This window comes from Streptomyces nanshensis, from assembly GCF_001751255.1.
GTDB lineage: Bacteria > Actinomycetota > Actinomycetes > Streptomycetales > Streptomycetaceae > Streptomyces > Streptomyces nanshensis_A.
Window position 1 is genome coordinate 65,063 of sequence record NZ_LJGW01000377.1, and the last position, 18,181, is coordinate 83,243.

The 18,181-nt window shown below is 69.3% G+C and carries 18 protein-coding genes and 1 tRNA gene; 9 read left to right on the forward strand and 10 right to left on the reverse strand.

Annotated elements, in window-relative coordinates:
* The first annotated feature begins 176 nt into the window (after positions 1 to 176).
* The 3 genes from AN218_RS22615 (at position 177) to AN218_RS22625 (ending at position 2,711) form a co-directional block, all read left to right on the forward strand.
* Positions 177 to 824 (forward strand): ScbR family autoregulator-binding transcription factor, encoded by a 648-nt coding sequence (locus AN218_RS22615; protein ID WP_070018724.1) that lies wholly within the window; start codon positions 177 to 179, stop codon positions 822 to 824.
* Between the two features lie 329 nt (positions 825 to 1,153).
* A complete protein-coding gene (locus tag AN218_RS22620) occupies positions 1,154 to 1,819 on the forward strand; it encodes a TetR/AcrR family transcriptional regulator (protein WP_070018725.1) in 666 nt (221 codons plus the stop codon).
* A gap of 496 nt (positions 1,820 to 2,315) precedes the next feature.
* Positions 2,316 to 2,711 (forward strand): hypothetical protein, encoded by a 396-nt coding sequence (locus AN218_RS22625; protein ID WP_141747662.1) that lies wholly within the window; start codon positions 2,316 to 2,318, stop codon positions 2,709 to 2,711.
* A gap of 514 nt (positions 2,712 to 3,225) precedes the next feature.
* Here the strand turns inward: AN218_RS22625 and AN218_RS22635 are convergent.
* Entirely contained in the window at positions 3,226 to 3,966 is a 741-nt protein-coding gene (locus AN218_RS22635) for an isopentenyl transferase family protein (protein ID WP_070018728.1), read from the reverse strand.
* 467 nt (positions 3,967 to 4,433) lie between these two features.
* Here AN218_RS22635 and AN218_RS36170 point away from each other — a divergent pair, with 467 nt between their 5' ends.
* Positions 4,434 to 4,778, forward strand: coding sequence for a hypothetical protein (locus AN218_RS36170; RefSeq protein ID WP_141747663.1), 345 nt, complete (start codon positions 4,434 to 4,436; stop codon positions 4,776 to 4,778).
* Positions 4,779 to 4,855: 77 nt separating this feature from the next.
* Here the strand turns inward: AN218_RS36170 and AN218_RS22645 are convergent, their stop codons facing one another.
* On the reverse strand, positions 4,856 to 5,764 hold the full coding sequence (locus tag AN218_RS22645) for an ATP-dependent DNA ligase (protein WP_420856003.1): 909 nt from the start codon (positions 5,762 to 5,764) through the stop codon (positions 4,856 to 4,858).
* 13 nt (positions 5,765 to 5,777) lie between these two features.
* Positions 5,778 to 6,755 (reverse strand): 3'-5' exonuclease, encoded by a 978-nt coding sequence (locus tag AN218_RS22650; protein WP_079132466.1) that lies wholly within the window; start codon positions 6,753 to 6,755, stop codon positions 5,778 to 5,780.
* A 206-nt stretch (positions 6,756 to 6,961) separates the two neighbouring features.
* Between AN218_RS22650 and AN218_RS22655 the strand changes: the two genes are divergently transcribed.
* The 5 genes from AN218_RS22655 (at position 6,962) to AN218_RS37580 (ending at position 12,195) form a co-directional block, all read left to right on the forward strand.
* Positions 6,962 to 7,033, forward strand: a tRNA-Asp gene (locus tag AN218_RS22655).
* 122 nt (positions 7,034 to 7,155) lie between these two features.
* Positions 7,156 to 7,545 (forward strand): WGR domain-containing protein, encoded by a 390-nt coding sequence (locus AN218_RS22660; protein ID WP_070018730.1) that lies wholly within the window; start codon positions 7,156 to 7,158, stop codon positions 7,543 to 7,545.
* Between the two features lie 144 nt (positions 7,546 to 7,689).
* Complete coding sequence (locus tag AN218_RS22670) at positions 7,690 to 8,559, forward strand: AAA family ATPase (protein ID WP_171908758.1); 870 nt, start codon at positions 7,690 to 7,692, stop codon at positions 8,557 to 8,559.
* Complete coding sequence (locus AN218_RS38795) at positions 8,556 to 10,370, forward strand: VWA domain-containing protein (protein WP_070018733.1); 1,815 nt, start codon at positions 8,556 to 8,558, stop codon at positions 10,368 to 10,370. The genes AN218_RS22670 and AN218_RS38795 overlap by 4 nt, the downstream gene beginning before the upstream one ends.
* 184 nt (positions 10,371 to 10,554) lie before the next feature.
* Entirely contained in the window at positions 10,555 to 12,195 is a 1,641-nt protein-coding gene (locus AN218_RS37580) for a hypothetical protein (RefSeq protein ID WP_070018734.1), read from the forward strand.
* Between the two features lie 67 nt (positions 12,196 to 12,262).
* Here AN218_RS37580 and AN218_RS22685 read toward each other — a convergent pair whose 3' ends face one another.
* From AN218_RS22685 to AN218_RS22715, 7 genes are all read right to left on the reverse strand, one after another.
* Positions 12,263 to 12,559 (reverse strand): hypothetical protein, encoded by a 297-nt coding sequence (locus AN218_RS22685; RefSeq protein ID WP_141747665.1) that lies wholly within the window; start codon positions 12,557 to 12,559, stop codon positions 12,263 to 12,265.
* Between the two features lie 101 nt (positions 12,560 to 12,660).
* Positions 12,661 to 13,623 carry a GNAT family N-acetyltransferase gene (locus tag AN218_RS22690; RefSeq protein ID WP_171908759.1) on the reverse strand — a complete coding sequence of 321 codons (963 nt, stop codon included), beginning with the start codon at positions 13,621 to 13,623 and terminating at the stop codon, positions 12,661 to 12,663.
* A gap of 414 nt (positions 13,624 to 14,037) precedes the next feature.
* On the reverse strand, positions 14,038 to 14,283 hold the full coding sequence (locus tag AN218_RS22695; RefSeq protein WP_070018737.1) for a transposase: 246 nt from the start codon (positions 14,281 to 14,283) through the stop codon (positions 14,038 to 14,040).
* A 122-nt stretch (positions 14,284 to 14,405) separates the two neighbouring features.
* Positions 14,406 to 14,705 carry a hypothetical protein gene (locus tag AN218_RS22700; protein WP_070018738.1) on the reverse strand — a complete coding sequence of 100 codons (300 nt, stop codon included), beginning with the start codon at positions 14,703 to 14,705 and terminating at the stop codon, positions 14,406 to 14,408.
* Between the two features lie 220 nt (positions 14,706 to 14,925).
* A complete protein-coding gene (locus tag AN218_RS22705) occupies positions 14,926 to 15,366 on the reverse strand; it encodes a hypothetical protein (RefSeq protein WP_070018739.1) in 441 nt (146 codons plus the stop codon).
* Between the two features lie 36 nt (positions 15,367 to 15,402).
* Positions 15,403 to 16,056 (reverse strand): hypothetical protein, encoded by a 654-nt coding sequence (locus AN218_RS22710; protein WP_070018740.1) that lies wholly within the window; start codon positions 16,054 to 16,056, stop codon positions 15,403 to 15,405.
* A gap of 25 nt (positions 16,057 to 16,081) precedes the next feature.
* Complete coding sequence (locus AN218_RS22715) at positions 16,082 to 17,956, reverse strand: hypothetical protein (RefSeq protein ID WP_070018741.1); 1,875 nt, start codon at positions 17,954 to 17,956, stop codon at positions 16,082 to 16,084.
* Positions 17,957 to 18,181: the final 225 nt, after the last annotated feature.

The following is an 18,181-nucleotide window of genomic DNA, read 5'->3' on the forward strand; positions in this document are numbered from 1 at the left end:
CCAACGAGCCTGGTTGCCAGACTTCATTCATCGCCCGACCCAGGTTGCGCGTGGGGGTGGCGAGCAAGTTGTGAACCCTGCAAAGTGACAATCGCATGTGCAGTGTCAAGGTGACCCGCCGGGCGTCTCCAGGCGCCCTGCGCGAGAAGTGAAGATCTTCAAGGTGGCGAGGTCGCATGACGGCGACGAAGACGAAACCCCTGCAGCGTCGGGCCAAGGTGAGGCGCCAGGAGATCCTGAACGCCGCAGCGCAGCTCTTCGCCGTGCGCGGCTACAAGGCGACCACGATCGAAGAGATCTGCGAGCTTTCCAAGAGCACGCAGGGCGCGCTCTACTACCACTTCCCGTCGAGCCCCAAGTTCAAGCTGGCGAAGGAAGTGATGATGCTCCAGCGTGACGCGGTCACGCTGCCGGACGGACCGGATGGACTCCACCGCCTGTTGGCCATGAACGCCTACCTCGCGCGGGAACTCCAGACCAACAAGATTCTGCAGGCCGGCGTACGCCTCGCTATCGAGCAGGAAGAGATCGGATTCACGGACGTAGCCCCTTACATGGAGTGGGTCGGCGTCTTCGAGACGCAGCTCAAGGCCGCAGAAGCGAAAGGCGAGTTGCGCGACGGAGTCGATCCCCACCGGGCCGCGATGACCATCGTCGGCTCCTTCTCGGGCGTGCAGCACCTCTCCAAACTCTGCGAGAACCGCGCGGACTTGCCCGAGCGCATCCAAGACCTGTGGAACCTGATGCTGCGGGGGATCGCCCGCCCCCATGTCGTGCTGGAGATGGACCCCCTGACACCCACCGGCGACGCTGCCGCCGGCTGAGCGCATGGCCCGACAGGGGCCACTGCGTTGAACGCTCCCGGCGGCTCCGCTCCTCTGCCGCCGAGGGTTCTCGTTACGCATCCCTCTGGCACATGCAGCGCACAGTCCCGGCAGTGCCCCGCTGTTTCGCGGAGACGAGTCGGCCCCATTTCTGTCATCTTCACCGGGCATATCCCAACTGTCGTCCGTGGCCTGACGCTCACTCAGGAAGTCATCCGTCTCTAGCGTCGCGAAAAAAACCGAGAACCTTGTATGTTTGCGCGAGCGGCAGCGGACGTTGCTGCTTCGCTGTCCGTACCTCGGCGGTTCGCACGAAGGGAAGACGCGGCATGGTGCAAGTGCGCGCACAGCTGACGAGGCAGGCATTGACGATGGCCGCGGCGAAGTCGTTCAGCCTCAACGGGTACGAACGGACCACGCTCACCGAGGTAAGCGGCGCCGCGGACGTGAGCAAAGGGGCCCTCTCCTTCCACTTCAGCAGCAAGGAGGACCTGGCCGAAACCGTTCTGCGCGAGGCGTGCTCGAGGACGTTGCAGGCCACGAGGACGCTTCTCGAGAAGAGGCAGCCGGCGCTGCGGGCCTTGATGGACCTGACCCACTGGGTGGCCCACCAGCTCGCCAGTGACCCCCTGACGCAAGCTGCGGTGAGGCTCGTCCGCGAACTGAAGACTCCCTCCGACCCCGAGGTCAACCTCCTCGACTGCTGGCGGAGCATCTTCACCGAGGTCGCCGAGAAGGCCGAGGAAGAAGGCACGCTGCGCCCGGGGACCACTGCTGAGGGTGTGGCCGAACTGGCCTTCTGCATCGTCGCGTCAGGAGCGCACTCCCAGCAGGCCGGGACTGAGGACGCCGACGGATCCGACGTGCATCATCGTCTGTCAGGCCTCTGGCAAATGCTGCTGCACGGCGTAGTGTCGAATTCCGGATCGTCACACAGCGCCGGTACAGGACTCGACCGAAGGCCCACGAGTAACGAGCCCGCGCTGGCCAGTTGAGGCAAGGGCGATCGCCCGAGCGCCGAGGCAGTACCTCGTGAACACCTTGCGGGTGCCATCAACACCCGCGCGCGAGCGGTCTGTTCGACGGCTGGTCGTGGACCTCGCGAACTCAGGCCCAGGCGTTCCTTCGCCGACGGTCCCGTGATACTCACTGATCGCCCTGTCGGACTCGCCTCGCGAGAGGATGTGGCCAATGCAATCCGCGGTTCGGCGCCTTGCCGAGATCATTCCGCCGCCTGCCGCTCCGGAGGTACCAACGGCGCAAACCCCGTGGGACAAGGCACCAGCTGAGGCGGGCATCGGTTTCCCGGAGGACTACCGCCAGTTCATAGGGACCTTCGGCGGGGGCATGATCAGCGCGGAGATATTCGTGTATGCCCCGTCACGGGGCCGATTCGGACCAAACCTCCCGACCGGGTTCCGGGGATTCACCGCCTTCACGGAGCAGGAGATCCCCACCAAACTCGCCTCGCAGGGCGTATCGCGATCGACTTTGCCGTACCCGCTCTTCCCCGCTCCGGGCGGTCTGCTGGCGTGGGGAGGCAACTTCAACTCGGACCACTTCTTCTGGCTGACGAACAGCGTCGACCCTGATGACTGGCCCGTCGTCTGGTTCCAGAACTCCAGCCGCCGCTGGCACCGCTACTCCGGCCGGCGAGAGACCGAGAGCGCGGCAGCGCTCGATCGGCGGTCCGAGCAGCCGGTACGGGGCCGCGGACGAGCGGCAGGCCAGGCGCTCCGGGAGAGCGACGAGAGAGGCATGGCAGCCTTCCTGCTCACCGCGATCTGGGACGAAGCCCACTATTCGATCTCCTCGCCCCACGAGGAGGCCCCGTACTGGATCCGGACCTCGGACTACGAGCGGGGATACCGCGGCTGCGGCGTCTGACGCCCCCAGACCGCTGCCTCCTGCCCGATGCTCAGAACCGAGAACGCCGGCGGCGGTACTCGTCGAGAACGACCACTCCCGCAAGGGGTGTTGCCCGCGCTCTCTGCTGGGCCTCACAGGTGGCTGGGTGCGGCATGTGAAGCCGCTCGTCCCCCCACAGCGGCAGGTCCTTGCTCGGACGGCGCGAGACGTACGCGCCCAGCCCGTCCCGGCGGATGGCGGTGTTGCCCTTCCGGTCGGGGGTCGGGTCGACAGCCAGCGTCTTGCCCTTCTCCGTTCGCGTGAAGATCACTCTTTGTCGGCAATCCGCGCACGTCCCAGGGCCGTTCACCGCGTCTCCCGGCTGTCCGTCTCGATGGGCACCCGCTTCCGACGGCCTGGTCCGCCTGAGCTGATCTGTTCCAGTGCAGCCCAGGCCAGTGCGGTTGCGTCAGTCATGATCGGAAGTGTCACATCCGCTACTGACACCCGCCCGTCGCCACGGTGGGCGACTGCTCCCAGCGCGATTGGCACGTCACACCTCCCGCACGGTGACGGCACAGCCGGTCTCTCGAAGCGGCCCCAGCGCGGCGGCCAGAGCCGCACGCTGGTCGCGCGAGTACGCCAAGTGCGCTGCGCGGACGGCGTCGACGAACAGGTAGCGCACCACGCAGTGTTCATCCCCCGCCAGGTGGGTGGGGTCCAGCCCGAAGCGCCGGCAGAGTTCCAGCACTTCGCGGTAGCCGGTGACGGAGCGGAGGACTGGCCGTGCCGCGGGAACGCGCCAGAGGCCTGCCAGTTCGTCCAGGATCGTGCGTGCTGTCGTGCCGTAGCCGAGCATCCGCTCGACGCGCGTGCTGACGCGCCGTTCGTATGCATCGGGGTCGCCCTCGAGTACGTACTCGATATGGACCCGTCGGCCCCAGAACCACGTGGGACGGGCGAGGAGTTCCCGCGTCGTCGAGATCGATCCGCCTTCCAACACGATGGTCGACGCTCCGGTGTCGGCCAGCTGCTTGACGAGTCGCTCCATCCTGTCGACGGCGTCGGCGGCGGTCAGGACCCCGTCCGAGACCTGTCGCCGGTCAAGGTAGACGCGGGTCGTGCCGCGCAGTTCGCCCGGGGTCGGCCGACCGGACCCGACTGCCAGGGCTGGGTGGCACTGAATCCGGTCCAGGACCAGGACGGGCGCCGCTTCTCGTCGGGCCAGCTCCACGGACCGGGAGGTCTTCCCGATCCCGGTCGGGCCCAGAACGAGGTGAAGGTAGGGGTCCATCACTGCCGTCCTGGCTGCGATGCACTACGTCCCGGGGCCGGTTCTTCCCTCACCGCGAGGGTGAGGAGTTCCTCGTGCGTCGGAGGCAGAGCCGAGCCGCGGGACGGCGGGGTGTGATCGTGCCGGGCGTGCAGAACCACGAGAGCCTCCCAGGGAGTTGGCTGCCGGCTTGGGTGACCTGCAGAGGATCAGCGCAACGTCCTGTGGACAGGCTCCTGCGGGTCTCGGAGGGCGGGGGCCGCCCGGCGCGGCCGGGGTCTGGGGCGGACGAGCTGGCAGGCGACTCGCGCGGCATGCGCGTGGGCGAGACTGGTCGCAGATGCGTGAGCACGACGATGACCGGGAGCGAGACGATGCCGCAGTCTTCAGGCTTTCAGGCCGCGACCGGTCACGGCGTTCTCCCCCATCGAGCAGCGCACAAAAAGGCTGCTGTCGGTGCATGGGCGTCGGTGTTGGAAGTCCGCCGGGTGACGGGCGCAGTGGGCCAGCCTGCGGACTGGGAGCGGACCCGCATCGAGCACGCTGTCTCCCTGGCCCTGGAAGCTGGCGGGGTACCTCCCGCCGACGTGGCGCCCTCCGGGCGCTGCCTCGTCTCCGGCTATCAGGTGTCCGCCGGGCCGGCGCCGCACTCAGCACGGGTCGTGTGGAAGCAACGCCCTGAGGACCGCTCCGCGGACGGCGGCGGACCAGGACTCGACGAGTGCCAAAGGGTGCTGTACGAGGCGTGCTGGGCCAGCGAGCGCTACCTCGGGTCCCGTCACCGGCCGTACCTCCTGGTGTGGGCGCGCGGGGATCCTGCTCCGCTGCTGTAGAGGCCTGCTCTGGTGTCGGGGCGCGACGTCGTGGCCCGTGACGTGCTCCTGGCTGCGGGCTGCGGCTCCGTCAGGTCTCACTCACCGTGCCGTAGCCGCACTACTCGTACTCGGCCCGCGTGACGAGTGGTGCCGACCTGTACCTCGACCGTCACGCCGAGCGGCACCGGGCGCCAACCTCGTGCGGGAACGTTGTCGAGGTCGTCGGAGGGCAGTTGCGAGAGCGCTCGCCCGAGCTGGAAGCTCAGCGCGGCCGGCAGCACGTTGGTGACTGCCGGCGTTGGGTGACCGGGGAGAGCTACGACCACTGCACGAGGACGCCGCCGGTTTCCGAGCACTCCGATGACGGCGGCGTCGTGCCTCACGGCGTGCCGGATCTTCTGCCAGTCCGAGGTGCGGCCCGGCCGGTAGCGCGAGGCCGTCCGCTTGAGGACGAGTCCTTCCACGCCGACCGAGCGCATCTCCTCGAACCATCGCTCCGCCACCTGTCGTTGGCCGGTGGCGGGGGTGGGCTGCAGGGGAGGCCCGAGCGGGGTGAGCAGATGCAGCAGGCGGTCGCGGCGCTCGGCGTACGGACGGGTGCGGAGGTCCTGGGTCGCTTCCCCGCCTTCGGCCAGGAGATCGAAGGCGATGAAGTTCGCCGGGCGCTTGCGGGCGAGGACGGCTGCACGCGTGCGCCCGGACAGTCCGCGGCGCTGAACGGACTCGAAGTCGGTCCGCCCGCCGGTGAAGACCACCGCCTCGCCGTCGAGCACGCAGCCGGCGGGCAGCGCGGCGGCTGCGTGAGCGAGGTCGGGGAAGAGATCGGTGACGAGACGTCGGCTGCGAGTCTGGAGGTACACCTCGCGCTCGGTACGGAAGATGAGCAGTCGCCAGCCGTCCCACTTCGGTTCTGCGGACAGACCGGTGAAGGTGGCGGGAAACGTGGCCGCGGGACGGCCAGGGCGACGTCCAGCGGCGGCAGCAGCACGCCTCAACCTGCGCACGGGAGGTCCGGCCCTACGTCGCGGCGCGCCCGTCTCCTGTCGCGAGTACCTGCATGGGCGATCGCGGGGTGGTGGGAAGGCTCTCGTCCTCGCGCGCAGGGACCCAGGCGCCGAGCGTCGGGCTGGCCGCGGACGCCGTGGGGTCGGGGCGGACGGACGGACTGGGGGTGAAGGCCATGCCGCGCCCGCGCGCCATGGCCCTCAGCACTTCCCGGGCAGCGGCACAGTCGCCGGCGGCGCGGTGCGTGCTGGAGAGCGGCAGCCACCGGCGGACCCCCAGCCACCGGGCGTAGGTCTTCATCAGGCAGTACCAGTTGTTCACCAGCAGGAGAGGGCGCTCCCCGGCACGTTGGGTGTCGCCGAGCATCGTGGCCTTGTCGAATGAGCTGTTGTAGGCGCAGATCGTGCGGTGGCGGGTCACCTTCAGCAGATCTGGCAGGACTTGCTTCCAGGTCGGTGCGAACTGCACGTCGCGACTGCTGATGCGGTGGATGCCGTAGGCCTTGCGGGTGACCGGCTCGCTGGGCCGCACCAAGGTGTTCAGCAGAATCGCGCCGGACGCGGCATCGAGTACCGCGATCTCAATGACCTGGCCGAACAGCCGGGTTGTTTCGGTGTCCGTGATCACAGAGATGCCGGGTTGCAGCAGGTGGCGGGCCTCCCGGGTGAGACGTCCCCAAGGAGGGCACAGAGCGATCTCCCCTGCGAAACCGCGGAGGGCGGGATGCTGCGCGAGCTCGCGCCGGATCTGCCGTGGCCGCGGGCCGCCGTCTTCTCGGCGCTCCCAGTCGAGCTCCCAGCGCCCGGAGAGGCCCGCCGTGTCCGCCCACACCTCCACCCCGTGCCGATCGGCGAGGTCTTGCGCGCACGCTCTGAGGTCGGCGGGCAACGCCCCCGTCACGTGCCTGCGTGCACGTGCCCCGTTCGCTGGTGGCGCTGCCGTTGCCGAGTTCGTCATCGTCCCGCCTTCCGTACGCGTGATCAACACCATGCCTCGGAGGACTGACAATTCGGATGGGCGCTGGTCAACGACCAGGCGGGGGCGGCGATCGTGCGGGCGGCCGGCGAGACCGCACTCTGCGGTGACCACATCGCTTCTTGAGTGACACTCCAGACCGATTGACCTGTCTAGCTTTACTCCTAGCCCCCTCTCGCGTAAACTAGTCCATGTTGGCGGCCGGAACCCGGCTCAGCCCCGCTTCCTTAGCTCAGCGGTAGAGCATCCGCCTGTCGAGCGGAGGGTCGCGCGTTCGAATCGCGTAGGGAGCGCTAGCGCACCGGCAGCCGGTGAAACGGCTGCGCCGATGGCCCTGACCGGCCATCAGGGTGCGCTTTGGCCAGGACATTACGACCGGCCGTTTCGTCTCGTCACCCACTCCGTAGGAGGTCCGTTGAGTGCGACCACTGCCGCGATTCCCGCCGCCGGATGGGAGCTCCACTGCGACTCGGGCACCAGCGACAAGTTCTATCGCTTCATCGTCATCTTCGGTTCGAACCCTGGCGTGATCTTCATCTACGGACGGCGGGGCGACCGCGGTCAGGTCCGGGTACACCCGCATGACTCCGCGAAGACCGCGATCCGGCGGGCCGTGACCATGACTCACGAGAAGGAGCGGAAGTCCTACTTCCTGACGTGCGACTTCACCCCCTTCTCCATCCCGGCCACGGAACTGGCAGACATGAACGACACCACGTCGGTCGACGCGCACGGCATCGCCGCGCTCTTTCGCCAGCAGGCCGCCGACCTCGGCAACGAGCGTCCCAACGTCGCCCCCCTGTAGCGCTCCCCCACTCCCCTTCCGACCGCAGGAGTTGCATTGTCGATCGCAGAAGAGATGCGGATCCATTGCGAGGCTGAGCTCGCTCGGAGTCAGACGTCGAGCTCCGCCAAGAGGCGGCCCCGCCCGAAGACCTCGGCCGCCCCGGTGTCCCATCTGACGCCGGTCGGCGTGCAGATGAGGCCCAACGGCCAGAAGTACCACCCCCGAAACCTCGCCGGGGTCGAGGACTTGGCCTTCTTGCGAGACGCCCGCCGCCACCGCGAGCACGTGCTGATGGACGGCCCGCCAGGCGCCGGGAAGACGGCCATGGTGGAGGCCGCCTTCGCGGCTGACGCCACGAACGGCCACCCGGGCGGCGTCGAGACGATCGTCGGAACGGGAAGCACCGAGGTTCCGGACTTCGTCGGCACGTTCGTCCAGAACCCTGCCACCAAGGCCTACGAGTGGATGCCCGGGCCGCTGATGCGCAGCGTCGAGAACGATGTGCCGCTGTTCGTCGACGAGATCGCCCTGATCGACGCGCGGGTGCTCAGCGTGCTGTATCCCCTCATGGACGGCCGGGACGAGCTGCGTATCGAGATGAACCCCACGCTGCCGCCGATGAAGGTGGGGCCGGGCTGGTTCGTGATCGGCGCCTGCAACCGCGATGTTCCCGGCGCGCACCTCAGCGATGCACTGGTGAGCCGCTTCGACCACCACTTCCAGGTCACCACGGACTGGGACCTGGCCGCCGACCTCGGCGTGCCGCTCGGCTTGATCAAGGCAGCGAAGAACTTGGAGGAGCGCAAGGCCCAGGCGACGTACGAGGGTTGGATCCCGCAGATGCGCGACGCTCTCAGCTTCGCTGAGTGCTTCTCCCGCCACGGTCAGGACTTCGCCGTAGCGAGCCTGCTGCGCAAGTGCCCGGCCGCCGACCGCGAGGACATGGCGGAGACGTTGGCGTCGAACCTCGCCCCGGCCGAGCCGCTGACGCTGGGCGCCCGCATGCGCAAGCCGCGTCAGGGGCGCAAGTGACCGCCCCCGCGGACGTACGGTCCGCTGGTGACGAGGTCGATGACGACCTCCGCGATGCCCGCGCGGCCCTCGGCCGCCGCCTGAGCTCCATCATCAACGAGCTCTCGGGCCGGGACAGCGTGCTGTTGGACATGGTCTGGGACGCGCAGAGGGAGCCCGCGTGGTTCGACCCCGCACGCGTGTGGGTGACCATCAACGGGGCGGTGGCCCTGGCGGATTCCGCGCACCCTGACGACGTTGATCCGCTGACCGTCTCCGGCCGCCTGCGGCACCCGGTGATCATCGGGATGTGCGGGCACGAGGCCGCCCACGCCCGCAGCACCCGCTGGTCCGCGTGGCCGCGGACTGCCGGGCGTGCTGCGGTGCGCGCGGCCGTGCTGCTGGAGGAGCCGCGCATCGAGGCGCGGCACCTCCAGGAGCGGCCAGGTGACCGCGTGTTCCTGCGCGCGGCGGCCCGGCACATCGTGCTTCCGGAGCCGGACGACGCGTCAGCGGTCGGGGACCGGTGGCGGGCAGCTACGGGCGCTGCGCTGGTCCTGGGCCGTGTGGACGCGGGCGTACTCACCGAGGCGGAGGTCCGGCCGGTGTATGAGGCGGTGGAGGCCGCCTTGGGCGCCGATGACCTCGCGGCGCTTCGTGCGCTGTGGCGTGAGGCGCTGGACCTGCGTGACGGCGACCAGGAGGCGTTGCTGTCGGTCGCGCGCCGGTGGGTTGACGTCGTCGGGGCGGAGGAGGACGAGGACCTGCCGGGCGTCGGCTGCGCTGCTGGCGGCCCGTCTGCCGCAGAGGACGCGGCGGCGGGGTCCGATGGTGACGGGAGTGGCAGCGAGGAGGCCGCGGGGGACGACGTGTTCGCGTCCGTTGTGGCCTCCGTCGCGGAGGCTGCCTCTACGAGCGCGCAGATCGCTACCGGCGCGCTGCCGGACCCTGAACAGGAGCAGCGCGCACAGGAAGAGGCGGCACGGAGGGCGGCGCGGGCAGCGGACGAGGAGGCTGCGCGCGCTGCGGCGCAGAAGGCGTCCCGGCGGGTGTTCGCGCCCGCGCCGACGTCGGTGCGGGCGCGGCCCCACGATCCGGTGGTGGGACGGCGTGCCCCCACGTCGGATGAGCGGGCTGCCGCCCGGCGCCTGGGACGGGCGTTGCGGGAGGCACAGTTCCGCGAGCCGGTGCGCACTCGTGTCTCTTCGGCACTCCCTCCGGGACGGCTCTCCGGTCGTGACGCGATGCTGGGCGCAGCTCAACGGTCTCTCGGGCTGCCGGTGACGGCGCGGCCCTTCCGGTCGGTGCGGCGTCAGCAGGTGGAGAATCCGCCGGTCGCCTTGGGAGTCGCGGTGGATGTGTCCGGATCGATGAGGCCCTACACCGGGATCATCGCGTCCACGTCGTGGGTGTTCGCGCACGCTGCACGGGAGGTGGAGGGGGTCGCAGCGACGTGTGCCTTCGGTTCGGCTGTCACGCCGATCGTCTCTCCGGGGGTGCCTCCCGCGCAGGTGACGCGGTTCTCCGCGAACGATGGCAATCACCGCTTCACCGAGGCAGCGAGGGCGCTGGACGGTGCGCTGACGCTGGCGGGCGGAGCCGGAGCGCGGGTCTTGGTGATCGTCTCCGACGGGCACTGGGAGCCTGCGGAGCGCGGCGGCGGTGCACGGGTCGTCAAGCGCCTGGCGGACTCGGGCGTCCACGTGCTGTGGTTCTGCCTGGACGCTGAGGCGAACGTCCTGTCCGGGGCCCGCCGCGCGCAGATCGCGCAGGTCTCCGACATTCCCTCGGCTCTGAGCGCTGTGCTCGTGAAGGCGCTGCGCTCGGCTTGAGAGGACCCGATGGGCGCCGTACCTGAAGGTACGGTGCCCATCCGGATCTTCTGCCGGCCGAATTCGGGCAAGAAGAAAGGGGCAGTGGCCGCGAACGGCGAGTGCCCCTTCAAGTCTGGGAACAGAGTAGCACAGCCTTCGCAGGGCCGCTGGGAGGCGATGTTCCGTCCGCTACGGTGCTCCGATGGTCACCCACGCGGCTTCGGATCCCTATGCCCGCCACGTCCTGGCCCGCATGGCCGACTACGTCACGGACGAAGGCACTCCGTGGGCGCGCCGGCTCTGGGACATAGGTTCGATCCTGGCGCTGGAGGAACTGTGGGAAGCCGGGTACTGGGAGGCCCACGGCGTGCTGTCCGGTGCTGCGTGCACCTGGCAGCGGACCCAGCTGACGGCGCTGATCGGCCCGGACCGCGGGCTGGGCGAGCGTGAGCTGCGCAGAGAGCTCACGCAGCTGCTGAAGCATCCGCTCCCGGACCCCAGCCCCGCTCGCCGCCGCCTGCGAGAGATCATCGAGCACGCCCGTCCCGGATACCTCGAGCGCTGGGCGACGGTCGTGAACCAGCCGGGCGAACCACAGGTGAAGCCGGAACGCCTCTCCCGCGTCATCAGCGCGCACCTGCTGGACCTGGGCTACAGCGCAAGCCGGCTACGTACCTGGACGCACAGTCTGGCCCGCGCCGGGGCGTCCACCGGTGACCTCACCGACAGCGCTGTGGAACTCGCGCAGGCCTCACCGCGCCCGTTCGAAGTGCTCGTAGCCCTGGAGAAGGCTCCCCGCCGGGACCTCGCCGAAGGCTTGAAGCCCTGGCGTGACAAGGGCGCCGTCATCGCCTGGCTCCGCGAGAACAGCCACTCCACGCAGGGCGTACGGGCCGGCGGAGGCTTCGTGCACCGGTTCACGGCGATGGACCCCTACAGCGCAGCCGAACAGGCCCGGCAGCTGCTGGAGCGGCTGACCGCCCGCGCTCAGTTCCTTCGCCGCGACCGGGGGGGCATCGTCCCGCTGCCTCACATCTGGGTCGCAGGTCACCCTCACGCCATTCCCCTGGCGCCTCCGGCGCGCGGCGCGGACGTCCTCACGCTCGTCAACGAGGGCCACCTCTATCAGGACCCCGGGCGTGGGAGCCGCATCGACGATGCCCTGGAGCTCGCTGCGTCCCTGAACCGCGGGCCTCTCGCTCCGGCCGTCGCGGGAGGATGGGCGGCTGTGGAGTCCCTGCTCACCCACCCCGACGACCCGCAGGAGCAGGAGCGCTCGGGTAAGGCGGTTGCCGCGGACCGGCTGGCGGCTGTCATCGCCTGTTCCTGGCCGCGCGCGGAACTGACGGCCCTGGCGCACCGGCACAAGCCTCAGCAGCCTGACGAGCTGCAGCGCAGCGTCCAGGCATGTACGACGAACCGTGAGCGTGCCCGCCTCGTGGCTCAGGCGCTGCGCACCGCCGGTGCCGATGTCCTGGACTTCTCCGGCTCCTCGACGAAGTGGAGCGACATTCCGGCCGGACAGCGTATGGCCGACCTCGTCGGTGGCCCTCGCCGCGTGCTCAGTGATGTCGCTCAGACCTTCCGCATCGCACTTCGGAGGCTCTACCGCACAAGGAATGTGATCTTGCACGGCGGGGCCACCCGTGGAGTGGCGCTGGAGGCGTCTTTGCGTACGGCGGCCCCGTTAGTCGGAGCAGGCCTCGACCGGTTCGTGCACGCCGTCTACGAGGAGGGTGTGGCTCCCCTGGATCTGGCGGCGCGTGCCGATGTCGCGCTGTCGCTCGTCGACGGCGAGACGAACCTCGATCTGGTTGATCTCCTTGAGCCCGGCGGGAGTTGATCCCTTCGCGGAGCGGTGCGCCCGTGCTGCGTCGGGCGGGGAGCCGGGCCTGCTGACGCGAAGCGCGTCAGCGCGTTCCGGACTCGGGGAGCGGCACGGTCTGCTGCCACGCCCGCACCAGGACCAGTCGCGACCAACGCCACGGGAGAGGTTCCGTGCGCCATCGCATCCTGCGGATGTGCCGCCATGTACCAGGGGCCAGTTCTGCGCGGTCGTGCACGAAGTCGTACTCCATCGCGCCGACGAGACGCCGGTGGTGCACTCGGGCACACTCCCGGAGAGCGAAGGTGATGCGCCCGAGGACTTCCCAGGAGTTGACGTACTTCTCGTCGTCCTCGGCCCGCTCATGCCACTGGTAGATCACCAGGTGGCAGTCCTGCCGGCAGTCGTTGAAGGAGTGTGCCCGTATGCGGGGACGTCGTGTCAGGAGCCGGGGCAAGGGCATCATCTGCGGGCCTCTCGTCTTCAACGGCTGCTGAGGCGACAGAAGGTGACGCAGCTCCGCTCCCGGGGCAGGTACTGCCGCTTGTAGCCCCGCTGGCCCTCGGTCTCGAGGGTCAGCCCGAGGCTGAGGAGGGAGAAACCGTCGTCGGTCAGGTCCTCCGTCAGCCAGCGCAACAGGGCGTGACCTGGGGCGAGTTCGGCGTAGTCGGGGTCCATGGCCGGGAAGAGGGAGTAGCACCGGTCGTCCCGGTACAGGCACATCTGCTGAGCGACGACGTGTCCGTCCAACTCGAGAGCGGCGATGAACGCCAGGTCTGCACCGCAGCGTTGCAGGACCGCCGGCCAGGAAGCTTCGTCGCTGATGAGAACGTTCTCGGTATCCTCCGGCTGTCCGGCCCAGCGTCGTTGCCGCATCTGGGACAACAGGGGGTAGGCGGCAACGAGTTCGTCCGTACGTCGGCTGCGGCGGTAGACCACGCGCCGCTCGGCGGCCAGTTCTCCCCACTTGCGTGCGCGGCGTCGGTGTTCCCGCCGGGTGGAGCTGGACATGCGCGCGTAGGCGACGGGTAGCGGGATCTCCGCGCAGCGGGTCGGATCTTGTGTCCAGCCTCTCTGAGCGGAGAGCTGCTGAGCCAGGCCGCTCTCGGCCGGCATGTCCGGCACGACCACATCGTGGTCGCGGGCGAGTTCCTTCAGCCCTTCGGCGAGAGCCATCGCAACGGAGGAGTCCGCGGCGTACGGGCCGACGGGCAAGGTGTACTCCGCATGGGGAGCGCCGAGGGGGTAGACCAAGGCGCGGCGGCCGAGCCGCTGTTCACGTACCAGGGCCACGGCGGCCGCGGGCTCCGTTGCGGTGCCCGTGACGAGAACCAGGACGCTGGCGGTGGGCGGCAGCTGTGCCGCCCAGGCCGAGAGCCAGGAGGCGGCCTGGTACGGGGTCGCGTCGGGGTCCTGCCCGTACAGCGTCGGCCACGTCTCGTTCAAGAACTCGAGGGCGCCTTCCCCGGTCAGTGTGCGGAGCGTGATGTCGGACGGAGAAGCGGCCTGATCTGTATGACGGTCGCGAGTCTCGAGCATGACGTCGCCCTCTTCTCTCGGGTGGCAGCGGCGCAGGGGTGAGGCCTGGAGGGACCGAGGGTGTGTGAGAGCGCCTGTGGACAGATGCCTGCTCTGGGCGCGTACCTGTTCAGACGCTTACCGACCGCCCGTGCGCCGCCCTCGCTCCAGCGGACCGGACGGGCGGCAACTCTCCTGGCGTGAGGCCCCGTTGAGCGGCCCGAGGCCGTCGGGTGCCCCGGCCCGCATGGAGATCCGGAGTATGCTCCGCGGGCGCTGATGGGGCCGTACGGCCGCGGCGGGCGAGCCACAGCCAGGCCAGTTCTCCGAAGACGAGATCGGTCATGTCTTCTGCGACGGCTTGCGGCGGTGCGATCTGGTCGTCGCGGCGATGCGCCGCTCACGCAGCCATGCTCGCTTCGCCTTGGACGGGTAGCCCTTGACCCCCAGCAGGCGGTCCGGGCGCTGACGTGTCCGTACGATCGTGCCGACCACGCGGATCTCGTCGAGTGTGTCGGGCAGCGTCGTCGTGTCCGCTGCCGGGCCGCCGGTCAGGACGAACGCCAGCGCCCGCCCCTCAGAGATCACGTCACGAGACACACGCACAAGGGCTGCGCCCGACGACTTCGAAGACTCTCAGCAACACGCTCTGAGGCTCACCGAGACTCGTTGCTCGCGCCCACCACAAGGATGTCTGACGGCCACTCAAGTCAGACGGGATCGGTGAACGAGATCGGCTTGCCGGCGGCGCGAGCATAGGCGATCTCCCTGCTCGTGGACTCACCGATGTACCCGCCGGGGTTGACGACCAGAACCCGGTCAGCCAGGTCGATCTTGCGCAGGTGGAGAGCGTCCAGCGCGGTCTTCTGCTCGTTGGTGACCAACTCGTCTGCTTCGCCTGGCGCGACGACGATGACACCTGCGAAGGTCAGATCTTGGTTCGCCACACGCATCTCGTCCGCGAACCGGGTAGAGCCGCAGATACACACAATCTCAGGCCGGTCGGACACGGAACAGTCCTTCGGTCGGACGGGAACTGCCGGTGTGCGTGATGACATCACAGACACGGGCCAAGTTTACGCAGTGAGATGGACCCATCCGGCTGCAACTTCGCAGGCGGGAGGTGTGGTCCCGACGCGGCACGCTCGGGCGACGACGTTCCCGGCCTGGTCTGTGGCTGTCGCACCTTGTGCTGGTCGCAGGCGAGGAGCCGTTCGCAGCCGTGGTGGGTCAGGTCTGTGGATCGATGTAGTCGATGCCCAGGGCTGCTGCGATGCGCATGGCCAGCGAGCGCGGCGCGGCCAGGGGGTGCTGGGCGATCCACGCGCACACGGAGGGCGGCAGGTTCGCGGTGTTGGCGGGGTTGTCGGGCAGAGTCGCGTGGCAGACGGTCCATCCTTCGTCGTACGACCCGTCCGGGCCCAGCCCCAGGAGTTCGCGGCGTCGCTCGTCGCTGAGTTGTGTGCCGCGTCGGCCGATGCACGTGGTGCACTTGCCGCTCATGACCCGCACTCTTCGGGTCGCCGGGTCGAAGACGGACGGGGCGGTCGTGTCAGGGTCTACGGCCCGGTCCGGTACTGCGGGGGCTGCGTGCCGCGGCGCATAGTTGGCCGGGTCCTGGAAGAAGTCCGCCAGGCTGATCAGCCCGTCTTCAGGAGAACCGGTGGGCATCGCCTACTCCTTCGTGCGTCGGGAGGACGGGTTGACTCAGGTCGCGGGCGGAGCAGCCGACGCCGATGACTCGTCGGACGGTCCTGGGCTGCTCTGTGTGTTGGAGGGATTGTCCAAAGGCCGGGAGGTGGATCGGAAGTGGGTGTCGGACGGCTCGAACGTGAAGTCGCTGCCGACGAACCCCCCGTAGAGGCCTCCGTTGAAGTACCGAGCCACTGCGTCGGAGACGATCTCCATCGTCTCTTCCTCGGTCGTGGCCACCGCGAGCGCAGCTGCTTCGTCTCCGGTCAGGTCCACCTCGATGTCCCGACGGCGGACGGCGGGCGAGCCCCGGATCTCGAAGGTGCCGGCACGGCTGACCCTGACCGAGTGGCGGGAGAACGGCCGGCCCCTCATCTGCTCTGCCCGACGCTTCCTGCCTCGGGCCGTGGTCTGCACGGCAGCGGCGTCGTGCTGCAGACGCTCGGCGTTCTCGCGGGAAGGGCTCTTGATCCGCCCGTCCGCCCACTTCCTGACCGTGCTCCGGTTGAGACGGTAGTCCGCGGCCATCGCGCCCACGTTCCCCCCGTACTTGCGCTCGAGGACCTGAGCAGCCTGCGTTGTGACGAGCTTGGGGGTCTTCCGGGACGGGAAGAGGGCCTCTTTCGCAGCGATGAACAAACTCTTGGCAGGGCGCGTTCGGCGGGCCATCGCGGTTCGGGGCTCCTGGTCGTCGTCACGCTGCGAGCACGGCGCCGGCAGTGTCGTAGCTGTTGGTCAGCCGGGAGGGGTGTTCCCCGGCATCCATCAAATCGGTCACCGCATCAAGGGGGATGGTGGCCTCGTGCTTGTGCGAGCCCGGTCCGATTCCCAGCCGCACCGTGCCGGGCAGCGGCTTGCCGTCCGGACGGTAGGCGAGCAGTTCCACGGGAGTGGGCTCGTCGGTGGCGTAGAGCACGGAGTCGTAGTTCACCGCGATCGGCGCGCGTCCCTTCTCCTGAAAGGTCTTGCGGAGCCGCCGGTGTACGGCCACGCGGGCGGCGGAGACGATGTGGAAGCGGATCTCGGGCCGATACTCCCAGGAGCCGGCGACCTTCTCCAGCCAGGCATCGTCTTCCAGACGGGCCGCGGAGTCCGCCCACTTGCCGATGCCGCTCTTGTAGACCTGCTTGTAGGCGGTGGCCAGTACGAGGGCGTCGGCCTCCTCGGTGGTCTCGCCGTCCTTGTGCGTGGCGTAGGCGTCGAGGAACTCCTGCGGGGTCTGGCTGTCCTTCAGGCCGAGGATGGCGTAGGTCCGCTTGTAAGCGGTGCGGATCCGGCCTGTCCACTCCTTGAGCAGGGGCACGGTGTGGTCGCTGAGGTAGGCGTCGGTGATCGTGCCGGGGTCGAAGCCGTACGCGGTGACCATGTAGGCCACGGTCGGTGTGGCGTACCAGCCGGGGCCCTCGGGCGGCATGCCGTGGAAGGTCGCGGGGTGCGGCAGTTCCTCGTCGACGGGGACGACGGTGAAGTCGCACCACCACAGGCCCGCGGTCTTGGGGTCCCACTGCGGGTCCTGCGCGCGCGTGAGCGGTCCGGCGGGCAGGCGCAGCGACTCGGTGACGGACAGGTAGCTGGCGCAGACGTCGACGGCGACGACCCATGGCCTCGCCTTCTCCTCATCGGTCAGCTCCCTCGCCCACCACTTGTAGTCCTCGTCCGCGCACACCGCCTGCCCCTTGTCGAGGAGTTCGCGGGTGAGCGGATGGCGCGCGCCTGCCGCGGGGGGCACCGTGGTGTCGCCGGCCGGCAGCGCGCCCTCGCGCAGTTTCGGCTGCCAGTCCCCTGAGTCCTCGTCCTCGACCCACTCCGTGCGCGGACGGGCCGCCTCCAGCAGTCGCATGCTGGTGGTGGCCGGGCTGGCGCCGGGAGCGACACCGAGATCAGCGACGAAGGTCCGAATGCGGCGTGCGAGGGTGAGGGCGTCCGGGGTCCCGTGGAGGTCTGCGGCGAGCTGTGCGGTCAGAGCGGCCACGGCCTGCTGCTTCTCGTCGCCCTGGCCGAGCCAGGGCGTGAGGATGACGCGAGTGGATGCCTTGGGGCCGCCGGGGGCGCCCTTGCGCCTGAAGGCGTGGATGACGGGGCCGAGCTCTTCGGAGATTTCCATTCCAACGCTGGCGGCTGCCTTGGCAAGTTTCTCCTGCAGCTTCGCGACGGCCTTCGGCGTGGTAGGGAACGACGCGGGCAGGCCGAGCGCCGTGAGGGCGGCGGCCGAGAGGCACACGATTCCGTCCTGGTTGCGGCCGCTGGAGTGGATGCGGTCGACACGAAGGGGCAGGCCGGTGCCCAACCAGGCGAACCAGTCGGTGAGTTTCGTTCCAGCCGGTGCCGGGACGGGAACGTCGACGGTCCACGTTCCGGACTCGGTGACATCGAGGGCGGCAGCGGGCCAGCGTCTGGGGGCGGACGAGCCGCGGGCGGACGCCTCTTGGGGTGTCGGTGCCGGGGTCTGCTGTGCCGCGTGGGGACGGCCGCGGTAGCGGGCGGCGGGCTGCGGGGAGGCCGGATGCTGGGGCTGTTGCGGGCCGGCGGTCTCGTCGACGGCAGCTTCGGCGGTGCGGCGGGCGCGCATTTCTTCCTGGCGGGCGATCTCGGCTGCGCGGGAGGCGGGTGTGCAGAGAGCCGGGCATCGCAGCCAAATGTGGCGCATGCCGCCTCGACCGTCCGGCTGCCAACCGCTGTTGTATCCAGGCCTGATGCTGCCCACACACTCCTTACAGCCCGCGAGTCGCGCCTGCTGCATGGGTGACTCCTTTCTGCGGGTGCTTCGTGAGTGGAGGCGAACCTCACCTGCGGG

Excerpts from the sequence above, each read along its gene's own strand:
- AN218_RS22615 (WP_070018724.1), top strand. The coding sequence starts at position 177 with ATGACGGCGACGAAGACGAAACCCCTGCAGCGTCGGGCCAAGGTGAGG.
- AN218_RS22620 (WP_070018725.1), top strand. The coding sequence starts at position 1,154 with ATGGTGCAAGTGCGCGCACAGCTGACGAGGCAGGCATTGACGATGGCC.
- AN218_RS22635 (WP_070018728.1), bottom strand. The coding sequence starts at position 3,966 with ATGGACCCCTACCTTCACCTCGTTCTGGGCCCGACCGGGATCGGGAAG.
- AN218_RS22650 (WP_079132466.1), bottom strand. The coding sequence starts at position 6,755 with ATGGTGTTGATCACGCGTACGGAAGGCGGGACGATGACGAACTCGGCA.
- AN218_RS37580 (WP_070018734.1), top strand. The coding sequence starts at position 10,555 with ATGGTCACCCACGCGGCTTCGGATCCCTATGCCCGCCACGTCCTGGCC.
- AN218_RS22705 (WP_070018739.1), bottom strand. The coding sequence starts at position 15,366 with ATGCCCACCGGTTCTCCTGAAGACGGGCTGATCAGCCTGGCGGACTTC.
- AN218_RS22710 (WP_070018740.1), bottom strand. The coding sequence starts at position 16,056 with ATGGCCCGCCGAACGCGCCCTGCCAAGAGTTTGTTCATCGCTGCGAAA.
- AN218_RS22715 (WP_070018741.1), bottom strand. The coding sequence starts at position 17,956 with ATGCGCGCCCGCCGCACCGCCGAAGCTGCCGTCGACGAGACCGCCGGC.